The 14,729-nt window shown below is 33.7% G+C and carries 16 protein-coding genes; 1 reads left to right on the top strand and 15 read right to left on the bottom strand.

Going from position 1 to position 14,729, the window contains the following annotated elements; translation table 11 throughout:
* Window position 1 precedes the first annotated feature (1 nt).
* Window positions 2-1,165, top strand: a complete 1,164-nt coding sequence (locus tag KCG49_RS00180) for a THUMP domain-containing class I SAM-dependent RNA methyltransferase (RefSeq protein ID WP_218544162.1) — start codon at window positions 2-4, stop codon at window positions 1,163-1,165.
* Here the strand turns inward: KCG49_RS00180 and KCG49_RS00175 are convergent.
* From KCG49_RS00175 to KCG49_RS00105, 15 genes are all read right to left on the bottom strand, one after another.
* Entirely contained in the window at window positions 1,162-1,731 is a 570-nt protein-coding gene (locus KCG49_RS00175; RefSeq protein ID WP_218544161.1) for a DUF4136 domain-containing protein, read from the bottom strand. The genes KCG49_RS00180 and KCG49_RS00175 overlap by 4 nt on opposite strands.
* An 81-nt stretch (window positions 1,732-1,812) precedes the next feature.
* Window positions 1,813-2,622 (bottom strand): class I SAM-dependent methyltransferase, encoded by an 810-nt coding sequence (locus tag KCG49_RS00170; RefSeq protein WP_218544160.1) that lies wholly within the window; start codon window positions 2,620-2,622, stop codon window positions 1,813-1,815.
* A 49-nt stretch (window positions 2,623-2,671) separates the two neighbouring features.
* Window positions 2,672-3,145 (bottom strand): hypothetical protein, encoded by a 474-nt coding sequence (locus KCG49_RS00165; protein ID WP_218544159.1) that lies wholly within the window; start codon window positions 3,143-3,145, stop codon window positions 2,672-2,674.
* Between the two features lie 3 nt (window positions 3,146-3,148).
* Window positions 3,149-3,841 carry a LytR/AlgR family response regulator transcription factor gene (locus KCG49_RS00160; RefSeq protein ID WP_218544158.1) on the bottom strand — a complete coding sequence of 231 codons (693 nt, stop codon included), beginning with the start codon at window positions 3,839-3,841 and terminating at the stop codon, window positions 3,149-3,151.
* Window positions 3,831-4,895, bottom strand: coding sequence for a sensor histidine kinase (locus KCG49_RS00155; protein WP_218544157.1), 1,065 nt, complete (start codon window positions 4,893-4,895; stop codon window positions 3,831-3,833). Before KCG49_RS00155 ends, KCG49_RS00160 begins: the two co-directional genes overlap by 11 nt.
* Window positions 4,882-5,562: a hypothetical protein gene (locus KCG49_RS00150; protein ID WP_218544156.1), complete on the bottom strand. Its 681-nt coding sequence runs from the start codon at window positions 5,560-5,562 to the stop codon at window positions 4,882-4,884. The genes KCG49_RS00155 and KCG49_RS00150 overlap by 14 nt, the downstream gene beginning before the upstream one ends.
* A 180-nt stretch (window positions 5,563-5,742) precedes the next feature.
* The gene (locus KCG49_RS00145) at window positions 5,743-6,015 is read right to left on the bottom strand and encodes a DUF202 domain-containing protein (protein ID WP_218544155.1); all 273 of its coding nucleotides are present in this window, start codon (window positions 6,013-6,015) and stop codon (window positions 5,743-5,745) included.
* On the bottom strand, window positions 6,015-7,625 hold the full coding sequence (locus KCG49_RS00140) for a class I SAM-dependent methyltransferase (RefSeq protein WP_218544154.1): 1,611 nt from the start codon (window positions 7,623-7,625) through the stop codon (window positions 6,015-6,017). Before KCG49_RS00140 ends, KCG49_RS00145 begins: the two co-directional genes overlap by 1 nt.
* A 72-nt stretch (window positions 7,626-7,697) precedes the next feature.
* Window positions 7,698-8,084 (bottom strand): hypothetical protein, encoded by a 387-nt coding sequence (locus KCG49_RS00135; RefSeq protein WP_218544153.1) that lies wholly within the window; start codon window positions 8,082-8,084, stop codon window positions 7,698-7,700.
* Window positions 8,085-8,086: 2 nt separating this feature from the next.
* Complete coding sequence (locus tag KCG49_RS00130) at window positions 8,087-8,575, bottom strand: hypothetical protein (RefSeq protein WP_218544152.1); 489 nt, start codon at window positions 8,573-8,575, stop codon at window positions 8,087-8,089.
* Window positions 8,576-8,625: 50 nt separating this feature from the next.
* Window positions 8,626-9,120 carry a DoxX family protein gene (locus KCG49_RS00125; protein WP_218544151.1) on the bottom strand — a complete coding sequence of 165 codons (495 nt, stop codon included), beginning with the start codon at window positions 9,118-9,120 and terminating at the stop codon, window positions 8,626-8,628.
* Between the two features lie 101 nt (window positions 9,121-9,221).
* A complete protein-coding gene (locus KCG49_RS00120) occupies window positions 9,222-10,400 on the bottom strand; it encodes a helix-turn-helix domain-containing protein (protein WP_256259800.1) in 1,179 nt (392 codons plus the stop codon).
* A gap of 101 nt (window positions 10,401-10,501) precedes the next feature.
* On the bottom strand, window positions 10,502-11,329 hold the full coding sequence (gene ppk2 / locus KCG49_RS00115; RefSeq protein WP_218544150.1) for a polyphosphate kinase 2: 828 nt from the start codon (window positions 11,327-11,329) through the stop codon (window positions 10,502-10,504).
* A complete protein-coding gene (gene ppk2 / locus KCG49_RS00110; RefSeq protein ID WP_218544149.1) occupies window positions 11,329-12,183 on the bottom strand; it encodes a polyphosphate kinase 2 in 855 nt (284 codons plus the stop codon). The genes ppk2 (KCG49_RS00115) and ppk2 (KCG49_RS00110) overlap by 1 nt, the downstream gene beginning before the upstream one ends.
* Before the next feature lie 130 nt (window positions 12,184-12,313).
* Window positions 12,314-14,725: an alpha-ketoacid dehydrogenase subunit alpha/beta gene (locus KCG49_RS00105; RefSeq protein WP_218544148.1), complete on the bottom strand. Its 2,412-nt coding sequence runs from the start codon at window positions 14,723-14,725 to the stop codon at window positions 12,314-12,316.
* Window positions 14,726-14,729 lie beyond the last annotated feature (4 nt).

The raw sequence follows: 14,729 nt of genomic DNA, 5'->3' as shown, positions 1-14,729 counted from the left end.
CATGAACGAAAATTTCAAGATGGTAGCCAAAACCCTATTTGGCTTTGAGGATATTTTAGCAAAAGAATTGACGCAACTTGGTGCAATGGACGTTGAGAAAGGCGTACGCAATGTAAGTTTTGTTGGTGACAAAGGTTTTATGTACAAGGTTAATATAGGACTGAGAACGGCTATAAAAATTCTTAAACCCATTAAGTCCTTTAGAGTAGCACGAGAAGAGGATTTATATAGAAGTGTTAAGAATATAAAGTGGGAGTATTATTTAAAACCCACAGGTTCTTTGGCCGTAGATGCCACGGTTCACCATAGTGTGTTTACACATTCGCAATACACAGCATTAAAGACCAAGGATGCCATTGTAGATCGATTTCGAGAAAATGGCGGTACTAGACCCAATGTGGATTTACGTTTTCCGGATTTAAAAATCAATGTACACATAGATAGACAACGTTGCACGATTTCTTTAGATACTTCTGGAGAATCTTTACATAGAAGAGGCTATAAAACGGCAACCAATATTGCTCCGATAAATGAAGTACTTGCAGCTGGATTAATTATGATAAGCGGTTGGGATGGGCAAACCGATTTTATGGATCCTATGTGTGGTAGTGGAACTGTATTGGCAGAAGCAGCCATGATTGCGTGTAATATTCCTCCAAATTTAATGCGAAAGGAATTTGCTTTTGAGCGTTGGGAAGATTGGGACGTGGATTTATTTGAAAAAATTGAAGAATCCTTATTGAAGAAAACCAGAGATTTTCATCATAAAATTATTGGTTATGACAAGTCGCCATCTGCCATAAAAAAAGCTAAAGAGAATATAAAGAATGCACATTTAGATGAGTTTATCCATATTCAACATGAAGATTTCTTTAAGACCCAAAAGGCTGGAGAAGATAAGCTACACATGGTTTTTAATCCACCTTATGGAGAACGTTTGGAAAACTTGAATGTTGAAGAGTTTTACGGTAATATAGGAACCACACTTAAGCATGGCTATCCTAATACTGATGCTTGGTTAATAACATCTAATCTAGAAGCTTTGAAATTTATTGGTTTGCGACCTTCTCGAAAAATAAAAGTATTTAATGCCAAACTAGAGTCACGTTTAGTCAAGTATGAAATGTACGAAGGGAGTAAAAAAGCCAAAAAGCAAAGGGACTAAATCTCTTTTTTATCATCTGGATTTCTTCCGACTTGTGTTTTTGGATAGGTTGCAAATAAATCTTTGACTAACCCATCTATGTAAGGCTTTAGTTTCTTTTTAGATTTGTTTAAATCACATAATATTGAAGCGTGCCACAGTACTTTACTTGTTTGAAAATCTGCTACATAAACAATTAAGGATTCTTGCTCATACGTTTCTTCGTGTAATTTGCAATTTTCCCAATATTCTAATTCTTTAGAATGCTCACAGTTTTTAAACTGTACCTTTTCTTCATTTATAAGTATTCTAAAACCTGCTTGCAATTGTGGTTCAAAAACATTTGTGCGGTGTGCTTTATTTTCCATTTCTGTTGCTACGGCATCGGCTATTAATTGTCTCGTACTTTCATTGTCAATTTCGGGGTTATCTAGATGCAGAACAGTAAAATCTTCTATACACAGTACATAGGTGTCATATTGATTAAAATCAATATTTAAGTTATAGTCGTATACGACTTCGCTTGTTGCCGCACAGTTAAAAAGTAATAGAAATAATAAACCAGAAATAATTGAATAAACTCTCATAACACGATAATTTAGAATGTTCTTAAAGTTCTAAATTAGTACAGACAAATACTATGATAAATATCAAGTTTTACAGGATGGTCAGTTTTTTTTCTTTCTGACAATCCATATATCCTGAGGAACCCAATTTTTATTTGTAGACGTCTGAATGATGTGTTCTAAGATATCAATATCCTTAAACAGATCTTCTAAAAATGCCTTTGGATGAAAAGCGACAAACGTGCGATGACCTTCCTTTACTTGTCCTCTAACCACAAGTTTCCCTTGATTATAGGTTTTTATCTCTGCTTCAGACAATTTTATCTTAAAATTATCGCCGTGCATAGACAATAATAAAATACCATCTGGTTTTAAAATACGGTGTAGCTCATTAAACCATTCATAGTGCATCTGCTCAGAAAGGTGTGTGAAAATAGAAATACCATAGATTACATCCATATAATTACTATCGTAGGGAAGATGTGCTTTGAGCTTATTTTTATTGAACGCGATCTTTGGTAAATTTTTAGCGCACCAATCTATGGATCTCTCATTATAATCAGTGCCAAAAAAATTACAATTATTGTTAATTACCGTTGGCATGTGTCTTATAATTCTGCCAGGTCCACAGCCCCAATCCAGAATATTTTTATGATTTAATTCGGTATGCTTCTTAAAATGATTCGTAAGCCACTCTGCCATATTAAGCCCACCATTGTAGTATTTTTCATAATTGATCTGAAATGACTCATACATTAGGTAATCTGGTGGGAGCTTCACTTCAGGATACTTTTTTTTGAAAGCAGAATTTGCCGCCCTGTTTTTAAATCTCTGATAATAAAAACGTAACCAATCCATTACATAGAATAGTTTTAATCTGCGTAATAGGTTGGTAAGCGAGGCCTTGTTCATTATTAAAAAGTTTTTGCTGTAATTCGGGCAAATATAGCATAATGAAAAACTACTTCAGTTCTTCTAATTGCAAATTATAATCGTATTGTAAATCTTCATGGAGCATACTAATCTTTTTTCTTAGAGATAAGATCTGACGTTCGTACAAGTTACTCAGTGTTCTGTTTCTATGAATAGAGGGTTTAAGTTCATTCAAACGTTCACAGAAATAGAGTAGAAGTTCTACCTCTGTCGTTTTTTTTAAGGAATAACGACTATAGATTCTTATTTGTCTTAGAATTTTTCTAATCGTCTTTTTCATGTAGAAGTAACTGTCTGTGTTTATGCCCTCAAATAATTCGTCTAGAGTCATTTTTACACTTGCTATATAACCATCCTCATCGTGGGCTTCGAAGAGTAAATAGGTGAGAAGTGCTTTGTTTTCTTTTTTAAATCTCCCTAATCTTAAACAGAGTTGGAGTAAGTCTTCTTTTGGTAAATGCTGAAGTTCTTTTTTTATGGTGACTATCGATTCTATTTTCATAGATTACAAATTTAAGGCTTTTAAAACAGTTTGCTTAAAAGTTTGACCTATAGGAATGACATGATTGTCTATGGTAATTTGATTACCTGAGAGATGATTCATTTTATTAAGGTTAACGCTAAAGGATTTGTGCGTACGTAGAAAATAATTGGGTAAACTTGCCATAAGTTTAGAAAAAGTACTGTGCGTTGTAATTGTTTTAGATCTGGTATGCACTTTAACATAATCGCCAAAAGCTTCTATATATTGAATATCATTAAAAAAGACTTTATGCAAAGCTTTATTCTCCTTTAGCACAATAAACTCTTCTTTGTTTTGAGGAACACTAATGGAATTCAAAGCTTTATTGACAGCAATAAGAAAGCGCTCATATGCTATGGGTTTTAATAAATAATCTGTTGCATTAACCTCAAATCCGTCCACTGCATATTGAGGATAAGCAGTTGTAAAAATTACTTGTGGTGCATTTTTCAGCGTTTTATAAAAATCTAAACCAGATTGTTTAGGCATATTAATATCTAAAAACAGCAAATCAACACCTTCATTGAGTTGTAAATATTTAAAGGCTTCGGCAGTATTGTTACAAGTTGCTTTTAAGTGAAGAATTTCAGTTTCTTTTATAAAGTGCTGAAGAACTCTTTGGGAAGAGAGTTCATCATCAATGATTAAGCATTTTATGGGAGCTTTAAGCTTCATTGGTTATATGGAGTGTTACTTGAAATATATCTTTAGAGGCTTTAACCTCAAAACGATGCTGATTAGGATATATCAAATTTAAATTGTTTTTGAGATTTTCCAATCCAATGCCAGAGTGTTTATCTTCAATCTTATTTTTAATATTCAGATTGGCATTAGAGATTTTAAATTCAAAATTATTGTCATGCTGAGTTAGTTTTAATTGTATTGGTATCAATGTTTCATTGGCTATGATACCATGTTTATAACTGTTTTCTAATAGTGGCAACAAAAGCATTGGGTATATTTTGAATTGCTCATTTTCAATATCAATTTCGAAATTAGTAGTATTTGGTGTTTCGATACGATGGTTTTGAAACGCTATATAGTTTTTCAATAAAGTTATTTCTTCTTTTATGGTGACACTTTCTGTATCGGAGTCGTAAATAACATACCTTAAAATATCTGAAAGTTGTACAATTGCTGTTTTTGTGTCTTCTTTCTGTTCTAAAGCCAAAGCATAGATGACGTTTAAGGAATTGAATAAAAAATGCGGATTTATTTGAGCTCTTAAGGTAGATAACTGTGTTTCAATCTGTTGATTCTTAAGGCGTAATAGTTTGTTTTCATTGGTGTTGAAATAGAACCAATCTTCCGCTAGTTTCAGTAACGTTGTAGTCACTAAAAATATGGCAAAAACGGAAAACATATTCGATTTAGAAAGATAGGATATGAAAAAATAACCCGGAAAGAGAATATTTAATATAGGTTTTAAAAGCCAATTGCTCAATAAAACAAAGACTAAAAGGTTTACAACAAAATATAGAATGTATAGGACATACTTTTCTTGCTTTAGAAATTTGGGGATTAAGACATAGAAATTGATACTTACAGGTATAGCAAGAGTAACTAAAAATGCAACAGTATAAATATAATCTACAGTTATTGGTGCATTGCCTTTTGAGAATATAAACAGTAATATCACAAAAGCCAAAAACCACAGAACACTATTGAATATAAATGGTCTGTGGTAATTTGCTTTTTTTATAAATGAATTTATATTAAGGTTTTGCATTCGTTTTTGTTAAATGTAATTTATCAGATGATTTCCATTTGCGATTTTTTTCGTCGTATTTTTTAAATAAATCTGCTTCTGTATATTGGGTTAAGAATGCATACAACTCTTCAGAAGATGCTGTAAGTAATAAATCTTCTTGAAAGCCTATTTTTTCATGCTTCAGGCGTATTTTTTGCCCATCAAACAAATCTTTAATTCGTTCTTCGCTAAGCCATGAAAATGTTATATCCTTATTGGAATTTATATTTAGTTTGGCCACCGAGTGTGTTTTTAGGAGATGCTGAGCAGCTAAACTATTAATTTCTTCATCTTCAATCTCTATGGGTATAAAATCTAGAAAATAATGCTGTTTAATTTTAAAAGGCATCGCAATAAAACCTGCTTCTTTTTCTTTGCTAAGGTATTTGATATAATAGCCTTCTTCATAGGTTTCTAAGAAAGCTAATTCTTCTTTAGATATTTCTATACCTTGTTTTTTATCGTCTTCAAATTTAGTCTTAATGGATTCAACTGTCCATTCACCTTTCTCATGGTCTATCCAGTTTCCTACTAATTTTTCATTAAAGCTTAAGCTATCCTTTGTGTAAAATGGTTGAAGTGATTTTACAATACACGAGCTAAAGAATATAAAAGCTAAAATTAAAATGATTCCCTTTGTTTTCATAATTTATTTGTTTTAAAAGTTATAACAAAACACTTTATAATCCATCGGTATTACAATTAATTTCGATAAACAAGATGCAACTCATGCTAAACAATTTGTTGTAGAAGTTTCGAAACAAAAAACGTGAATCTAATTGAGATATGTATGTGGGGTTTTATTTATGAAATAATTCCATTGAGGTCAATAGTGTTTTCTTATCGTTTTTTTAACCCTGAACAATCTGTAAATACCAATAAAAAGTATTATTGCAGAGGCGATAATGAGTATAACTCCGTAAGATTTTAGGTCTGAAAAGAATTCGAGTTTAAGTATGGTGACACCAGTTCCTAGGATAACTAAAAATGTTCTGAAATAAGCTAAAAATGTACGCTCGTTAGCCAATTTGGTGCGTTCTATGGCTAACCAATCTCTCGTAATTAGTACTCTCTTTTCTTCATTGGTGTTTTGGGACATTAGTTGGTTCCTTTTAGAAGATTAATGCTTACGGTAGCCAAATCACTATTTGGGAATTTTGCGAAATGATTATCGTCTGGTTTTAAGCCTGCTTTTTCTGCTGTTTTTCTGAATACATCAACCTCTAAAATATACTGATCGCTGTAACCATGTGTGGCATCGTAAGCTGTTGCGGCTGTTTTTCCTAAATTTTTGGAAGTCAATTCTGGACTTATAGTATGTAATTCTATAATGAGTAATCCAAATTTTTCAACATAAGGCTTCCATTTTTTTAGATGCTCAAGTAATGACGCTTCAACATCATTGTTGCTTAAACGCTTTCCTCTTGAAGCATAAGCGCCAGACGATTCGCTTATAAAATCATAATTGTTTTTCGGAGCTTCCCAAATACGATTATGGTCTAAAAATGTACGTACATTTAATAAATCTTGTAATTCTATATTATAATCTTCTTTTAAATCTGAAGCTAGTAAATCTGGTCTACCAATATCTCCCCAAATGACTTTTGCCCAAATATCTGCTTTTATAAGATTGGCTCTTGTAACTTTTAATGCGGCTTTGTTAAAGTCTGCACCAACTAAAAATAGTGGATGTTCATCAAGAAGTTTTCCTCTGAGTGTTTGTTGGTCTATAACATTAAAAATATGTTCAATAAAAGCTCCGTTACCACAGCCCATATCTAAGATACCTTTGGGTTGCTCATCTATTGGCCGGTTAAATAAATCAATAATCACCTTATCGATTACTTTAAAATAAGTTGTGTGTGCACCTCCGCTTCCCCAAACATTCATTTCGCGATGTACGTGTTTTTCAGTTTCGTTCGGTGATGCTGTTTTTAAAACTAATGGGTCACCAAAAATGAGCTCGTCTAATTGTAAAAACGTTGGGGTATAAGATACCGTTACACCATAAGCACTGGCACGCTTGGCAAAAAATAGACCCTTGTCTGTAAATTGATAGGTGCTTTTCTTTTTTTTAAACCATCCTAAGTGCGCAAAAAAATCGAGGATCTTTTTAAAACTTTCGGGGTCTTTATGATATTCCTCGGCAGTAAATGATGCCTCCATGAAGTATTTATGAAATAAACCGTTAACACCAAGCAATACAATGATTGGGCCAGCTATAACACCTTCGATATGTTTTAATACCTGATATTCTATTGAGCTTTCATTAGAAACATCTAGCCCAAAATTAATTTCAAACTTTTTAAATATACGTTCTAAAACGATGAAAGCATCAGTACTGATCATTTTATCGTTAGCGAATCGGTCCGAGTATTTTAATAAGTTAACAGCATCTTCGTACAACGGAATAAGGCCAAACGCTTTTTTTGTATTGGTATTGGTACGATATATAACTGTATTTGTTACATTGTCTAAATGTTGTTCTAACCAGCCTTGAGAACTTAAAACACGGAGTGCAACATTAAGATAGCCATCGTTAGCATTAAACTGGTCTGATAAATCTTTTACAGAGACTTTGTCTTTTTCCAAAATGTAGCTTAAAACCTCTTTTTTATGAAGCGCATAAGCTGAAGTTGCTGTTGCTATACCATCTAGGTGACGAAAGATGATGCTTCGTAATTGCGATTTATCTGATTTTGTCAGCATGCTTTAAGTTTGACTTAAAGATATAAAAAAAGCACTTAGTTTAATAAGTGCTTTTAATAACTATTTAGATGTTTAATCTGTAATGGTTTTAATGGAGTTTGGATCGTTAAATACAGCTTTATAGGTAATGATTTCTGGTTTATACTCAAACTCTATAACTCTATTCTTTAAATCTGCAAGTTCATAATCCGAATTATTGTTTACAAATTTAAACTCTATTTGATTAATCGCTGTTTTTTGTGAAAACGTGCCCTCGTAAATACCGTCATCATCCTCATCAGTTAAAGGTGCAGTCTCATTCCAAGGATTAGACGTAAAACTACCTCTTACACCAACATTTTTAGGATTTTCTACAATATTCATATCGGCTTTAAAGGTTATTGTTTTTGTGTGTGTTTCTTGAACACAACTTTGGGTTATAATAGCTACAATGATTATTATAAGTTTTAAAAACTTCATAATTACTGAATTTTAGTATAGTTATACGTGTTTCTGGTTAATCGTTCTTTAGTATCCAAATAAACCACCTCTTTAGATACTATATATGTCGTATCGGTTAGCGTATGTGTTATGTACATATCTGCTTTTCTGTTATCGTCCTTGCCTCTGTGAGTTGTTACTAAAACTTTGGTTCCATTGTCTTCGGTAAAACTTACCACTTTTTCATTTCCAAAATAAGTGCCGTTTTTTCTAATTTTTACTGATCCATTATAATTCTTATTAGGTTCGTAAGTATACTGTACGCTAGTTTTGATTTTATCACCATCAATTTTAAATTGCATGGTGGCGTCTATGGTTTCTAATTCTCCAGATTGGTAATCGGTATAGGTTAAAGTACCTTTCCAATTGGTATTGTCTATACTTTCAAAGTCCGAAAGTTTGATTGTGTCCTGGGCATTAGCAGTTAATACTAAGCATAAAATACTGATGGTTGTAAAAAGTGTTTTCATAAGGTTTGTGATTTTGTTTCCGATAAATCGGGAAACAGATTAATATTAATTTATTTTAATTTTTTACTTATTAAATAGTCTAATCCGAAGCGTCCAGAGCCCAAGCATAGATTGTAAATTGCTACCCAAAGAAATCCTAATGCAGGTAGTATTCCCCAAAGGCTTTGGTTCCATTTTTGCATAAATATGGCGACCAACATTGTACACATAATTAAAAAAGCAGCAATTCTAGTTTTTAGTCCAAGCAATAAGAATAATCCTCCTACAGCTTCACTGAATGCTCCCATCCATGCAAAGAAAACTGGTGCCATTGCAAAAATGCCTCCGTATGAAGCTACGTCTTCGGGAAACCAAGCGGAAACTTCGAACAGATTAAGGTTTTGACTGTCTGCAGTCCATGGCATTCCGAATTTATCGGCACCGAACATAGTGGTTAGCCATAGACCACAAAGTATACGAGGTATAGCAAAAAGGAAATCAATGAGCCAATGTTTTTGAGTAATTGGCATAACTATGAATTTTAAGATGGATTTTAATCGTGTCATAACAAATGGGTTTAATTATTCGATGACACAAATTTCTAGCAGAAGTCTTTAGTGGACGACTTATAACGTACGAGAACGTCCTAAATACGATTTGAGACGTCTTAATTTAGCTGTGTTTTTAAATATTCGGTGGGAGAGTGGTTTGTCAATTTTTTAAATACACGATTAAAAGTTGCTTTGCTATTAAAACCACATTCTTGTGCAATTCCCAAAAGGGATAATTGCTTGTGCTTTTCTTTTTTGAGCATATCTTTAAATGCTTCTACACGATATGTGTTAACAAAGTCATTAAAGTTTTTGTTAAACGCAGTGTTTACAATTTCTGAAAGTTGTCCACGAGACATGTTTGCCATTTTTGCTAAATCAGAAAGATTTAGTTCGGGGTTGAGATATACCTTCTCCACTTCCATTAAATTTTTGACTGTTGAAATATCGCCTTCAGAAATTAATTTTTGATTTCCTTCAAAATCACTTGCATCTTCAGGAATGCCAATAGTTTTAGGTGAAAAGGTAAAATCTAAACGGTTCAGTTTAGACGTATCTGTAAAATAACCTTTAATGCCTACAAAAAGTGTAACAATGGCAGAAAGTAAGTTTAACCACCAACGTTGTTGATAATTGAGTTCCGTGTAGAAGCTAGCTATTATATCTTGAACCGTTCCATATAAAAAAAGAATGCTAAAGAGTATCAAAAACGTTAGGATCCAATTTAATTCTAGTTTATAAATATTAGAAAAATATTGTTTAATCTTCTTCCTATAATTGTGAAATAATTGAAATGTAAATGCCAAGAACAATAGCATAAATGGTGTTTCTACAAATGCAGAAATATTTTGAACATAGGCTTCATCCAACTTAATTTTTAATATTCCGTTTTGATTTTCGTTGAAACCAGGTTGAAGTGCGTCATAGGTGTAAATACCAAATCTGTATAAAACAAAGAGACAGGCTGGTGCAAAAAACCACCAATATTTCCTTTTAAATCTAAAGTTGCTTTGGGTAATTGATTTTACATAGAGATAAATTAAAGGCGCTAAAGCATAAGCAATATTAATTAGGAAGTAATTGATCTTGGTTGTTCTAAACGTATCGTACCATCCCATAAAACCGACTGTGTAACAGATTTGGGAGTAGCAGGTGAGAAGCAATATTAAGCCTAAGAATAAGTCTGAAATATTACGCTCTTTAAAATAACGAACAAAAAGTAATATCACAAAGATTAGCCCTTGTAATACTAAAATCAATAACGTTAAACTCCATTGATTAAAACTGGGAAACATTAAATATAGCTTTAAAACCTAAATGTATAGGATTTATCGCAATTTAAAAAAACCAATAGGGCTCATTTTGTACCTAGACATAAAAACGAACCTTAATCGTATCATTCATTTAAAATAGAGCGCATTGTTTTTGGTCTAATGGTTTCAAGATCCTTGGTCTCGTAAGGAATAGATTTTAGGATATATTCAAAGGCTCTAATTCTCGCACTTGTTTTTCGGTTTGCCTTTATGATTTTCCAAGGTGCACTGATTTGTGTTTTTTCAAACATAATCTCTTTATACTTGGTATATTCGTCCCAAAGTGATAATGCTCGTCTATCTACATCACTATATTTCCATTTTTTCAATGGTGTGCTCACAATGTCTTTAAAGCGGCGTTCTTGTTCTTTTTTAGTGATTGAAAAATAGAGTTTCAATAGATATATACCAGATTCTTGAATCATTTTTTCAAATTCATTTACCTGTGACATAAAGATGTCATACTGTTTTTGTGTACAAAAGTCATTAACAGGTTCTACTACAGCTCTGTTGTACCAACTTCTGTCAAAAAATACAATTTCACCATTATTTGGTAACCGATTGATATAACGCTGAAAATACCATTGGCCCAATTCTGTCTCATTTGGTTTTGGTAAGGCAACCACTCTAATGGCACGTGGAGGCAAATGTTGAATGATACGACGTATAGCACCACCTTTGCCTGCGGCATCTCTACCTTCAAAAATAATCACCACCTTTTTATTATTGGCTGCTACCCACTGCTGCAATATCAGCATTTCTTCCTGCAACTTTTCTAGGCGTTTTTCGTACTTAACATTGTTAACTGTCTTTTTTGCATCTAAGCGTTTTTGTCTTAACAGAGCTTCTAAGCCTTTCTTGGTATTGATAATGTTGAATTCTTTTTCTGATAAATGTCTTAGTGGGCTCATTATTGGTCGAGTTGAATGGTGTTTCTAAAATAGCGTTGAACAATATTTGGGTCTGGTAAGATGCTTTTACAATTAACCCCTTTATTTTCATAATCAAACAGGCTTAATACATACTTGATGCTTTCTAAACGAGCGCGTTTTTTGTCATTGGATTTTATGATAACCCAAGGAGAAAATGAGTTATGGGTTCTAGAAAACATTTGGTTTTTATAGGATGTAAAATCATCCCAAAGTTCTTGACCTTTTTCGTCTACAGGACTGAATTTCCACTTTTTAAGCGGATTGTTTAATCGTTTTTCAAAGCGACGTTGTTGTTCGTCTTTTGAAACAGAAAACCAAAACTTAATAATTTTTGTTCCAGATTCATAGAGCATATTTTCAAACTCAGGTACCTGAATCATAAAGCGGTTATACTGTTGCTTATCGCAAAAACCCATTACAGGTTCTACTACGGCTCTATTGTACCAACTTCTATCGAAAAACACAATTTCACCTGCATTGGGCAATTCTTTGATGTAGCGGTTAAAATACCACTGATTTTTCTCAACTTCCGTGGGTTTGTTTAAGGCAACAATGCGCATTGCTCTTGGGTTGAGATGTTCTTTAAAACGTTTTATGGTTCCTCCTTTGCCAGAAGCATCACGACCTTCAAAGATTATGGCTATTTTTTTATTCTCTTTTTGCACCCACCGTTGAAAGTCTACAAGTTCTGCCTGTAGCGGAAGCAATTCTTGTTCGTAATTATATTTTTCTAATGCAGATTGATATTTAGGATCTTCGTCTTTATGTGCTTGTAAATAAGCAACCAAGTCCGCATGTTTTTTAAAGGTGTTGAGAATCTCTTGTGTTAGCATAAATGTAAAATATGTATCCTAGCTATCAAATTTAGATGATACCTCTAAAAGTTTATATGATTTATATCAGCTTTTATTATGAAAAGCTTCTCATTTCCGAAAGGCTCTAAAGCTGTGTTCCAGAGTTTTCCTAGCGTAGTTTAGGAAAATCCATTGGGCTGGCTTCGTGCATAATATCGTATACAGCTTCAAAAATATCTTCTACTGAAGGTTTAGAAAAATAATCGCCATCAGAGCCATAAGCTGGTCTATGCGGTTTTGCGGCTAATGTTTTGGGTTGACTGTCTAAATGCTGAAATGCGTTTTGCTCATTCAATATTTGATCTAAGATATAGGCTGATGCCCCGCCTTTTACATCTTCATCAATCACCATAATACGATTTGTTTTGGCTACGCTTTTAAGAATATCATGATTTAAGTCAAACGGTAATAAGGACTGTACGTCTATGATTTCAGCATTGATACCCACTTCTAACAGTTCTTTTGCGGCTTGTTCGACTAATCTTAATGTAGAGCCATACGATACTAGAGTGATGTCGTCACCGCTTTTTATGGTTTCAACAATACCGATAGGAGTTTTAAATTTGCCTATGTTACTTGGCATTTTTTCTTTGAGACGATAACCATTTAAACATTCTACAATTAAAGCTGGTTCATCACTTTCTAACAATGTGTTGTAGAATCCTGCGGCTTTTGTCATATTTCGAGGTACTAAAACATGAATACCTCTTATTAGATTTAAAATACCACCCATTTGTGAGCCAGAATGCCAGATACCTTCAAGTCTATGGCCTCGTGTTCTAACAATCAATGGCGCTTTTTGACGACCTTTAGTTCTGTATTGAACCGTAGCCAAATCATCACTCATAATCTGAAGCGCATAAAGAATGTAATCTAAGTATTGAATCTCAGCAATAGGTCTTAAACCACGCATGGCCATACCTATACCTTGACCAAGAATTGTAGCTTCTCTAATGCCTGTGTCAGAAACTCTCAGCTCTCCAAATTTTTCCTGTAAGCCTTCCAAACCTTGATTAACATCGCCAATATGTCCAGCATCTTCACCAAAAATAAGTGCCTCAGGGTAGGTTTTAAAAATGGCTTCAAAGTTATCCCTTAGTACAACACGACCGTCTACGTCTTCAGCATTATCGCTATAGATTGGTAAGACTTCATTTTGATGCTGCGCTTTATGCTCGGATTCGCTGTATAAGTGCGAACTATATTTGGGTTGTATGGTTTCAATATAAGTATTGATCCAGTTTTGTAATTCAATTTTTTCTGAACTGTCTTCAGAAACTATATATCGCAAAGCTTTACGGGCTGTAGATAATAGGTCTTTTCGCAAAGGTTCATCTATACTATTTAAATTATTCTTCAGCTTGGTAATAAAAACACCATTGGCACTAGAGGCAGCAACTTTTTCTAATAAAGCTATGATATTTTGCTTTTCAGATTTAATAGGATTGATAAATGCAGACCATGCTGCTTTTTTACCGTCTCTTACCGCTTTTTTGACGTCTTTCTCTAAAGTAGAAAGCTCTTCATCCGTTGCAATATTATTTGCAATCATCCATTGGCGCATTTGTGCATTACAATCGTATTCTGCTTCCCAAGCCAAGCGTTCTTCATTTTTATAACGTTCATGTGAGCCAGATGTAGAGTGTCCTTGCGGTTGTGTTAACTCTTGTACATGAATCATCACTGGAACATGCTCCTTACGGGATACTTGAGCTGCACGTTGATAGGTGTCAATAAGCTCTGGATAATTCCATCCGTTTACTCTAAAAATTTCGTATCCATTGGTATCTTCTTCACGTTGAAACCCTTTAAGAATTTCTGAGATGTTTTCTTTTGTGGTTTGATGTCTGGCATGTACGGAAATACCATATTCATCATCCCAAATGCTAATAACCATAGGAACTTGTAATACACCCGCAGCATTTATGGTTTCAAAAAACAAGCCTTCACTTGTACTGGCATTACCAATAGTTCCCCATGCAATTTCATTTCCGTTTTTAGAAAATTTTGTGGTGTCAATGCCATTGACATTTCTGTATATTTTTGAGGCTTGTGCCAATCCTAATAATCTTGGCATTTGCCCTGCAGTAGGGGAGATGTCAGCACTAGAATTCTTTTGCTCGGTTAAATTTTTCCAATTGCCATTTTCGTCTAAGCTATGCGTAGCAAAATGACCTCCCATTTGGCGACCAGCAGACATGGGCTCTTCTTTTAAATCTGTATTGGCATACAAACCTGCAAAGAACTGCTCAATGGTTAATTCACCTATGGCCATCATAAAGGTTTGGTCTCTGTAATAACCCGATCTAAAATCACCATTTTCAAAAGCTTTTGCCCAAGCGATTTGCGGTACTTCTTTTCCATCACCAAAAATTCCGAATTTTGCTTTACCAGTCAAAACTTCTCTACGACCTAATAAACTACACTCACGACTTGTTACTGCTAGTTTATAGTCTTTAAGGACTTCGGCTTTAAAGTCTTCGAATGTGATTTCTGTCTTAGAGTTAGGGTTTTGCTTCATAATG

The organism is Winogradskyella luteola (assembly GCF_019203985.1).
Taxonomy (GTDB): Bacteria; Bacteroidota; Bacteroidia; order Flavobacteriales; family Flavobacteriaceae; genus Winogradskyella; species Winogradskyella luteola.
The sequence above is the reverse complement of the archived record's forward strand: the minus strand, read 5'-3'. Positions and strand labels throughout refer to the sequence as shown.

Coding starts and splice junctions, on each gene's coding strand:
- KCG49_RS00180 (WP_218544162.1), top strand. CDS start 2: ATGAACGAAAATTTCAAGATGGTAGCCAAAACCCTATTTGGCTTTGAG.
- KCG49_RS00175 (WP_218544161.1), bottom strand. CDS start 1,731: ATGAGAGTTTATTCAATTATTTCTGGTTTATTATTTCTATTACTTTTT.
- KCG49_RS00170 (WP_218544160.1), bottom strand. CDS start 2,622: ATGAACAAGGCCTCGCTTACCAACCTATTACGCAGATTAAAACTATTC.
- KCG49_RS00165 (WP_218544159.1), bottom strand. CDS start 3,145: ATGAAAATAGAATCGATAGTCACCATAAAAAAAGAACTTCAGCATTTA.
- KCG49_RS00160 (WP_218544158.1), bottom strand. CDS start 3,841: ATGAAGCTTAAAGCTCCCATAAAATGCTTAATCATTGATGATGAACTC.
- KCG49_RS00155 (WP_218544157.1), bottom strand. CDS start 4,895: ATGCAAAACCTTAATATAAATTCATTTATAAAAAAAGCAAATTACCAC.
- KCG49_RS00150 (WP_218544156.1), bottom strand. CDS start 5,562: ATGAAAACAAAGGGAATCATTTTAATTTTAGCTTTTATATTCTTTAGC.
- KCG49_RS00145 (WP_218544155.1), bottom strand. CDS start 6,015: ATGTCCCAAAACACCAATGAAGAAAAGAGAGTACTAATTACGAGAGAT.
- KCG49_RS00140 (WP_218544154.1), bottom strand. CDS start 7,625: ATGCTGACAAAATCAGATAAATCGCAATTACGAAGCATCATCTTTCGT.
- KCG49_RS00135 (WP_218544153.1), bottom strand. CDS start 8,084: ATGAAGTTTTTAAAACTTATAATAATCATTGTAGCTATTATAACCCAA.
- KCG49_RS00130 (WP_218544152.1), bottom strand. CDS start 8,575: ATGAAAACACTTTTTACAACCATCAGTATTTTATGCTTAGTATTAACT.
- KCG49_RS00125 (WP_218544151.1), bottom strand. CDS start 9,120: ATGACACGATTAAAATCCATCTTAAAATTCATAGTTATGCCAATTACT.
- KCG49_RS00120 (WP_256259800.1), bottom strand. CDS start 10,400: ATGTTTCCCAGTTTTAATCAATGGAGTTTAACGTTATTGATTTTAGTA.
- ppk2 (WP_218544150.1), bottom strand. CDS start 11,329: ATGAGCCCACTAAGACATTTATCAGAAAAAGAATTCAACATTATCAAT.
- ppk2 (WP_218544149.1), bottom strand. CDS start 12,183: ATGCTAACACAAGAGATTCTCAACACCTTTAAAAAACATGCGGACTTG.
- KCG49_RS00105 (WP_218544148.1), bottom strand. CDS start 14,725: ATGAAGCAAAACCCTAACTCTAAGACAGAAATCACATTCGAAGACTTT.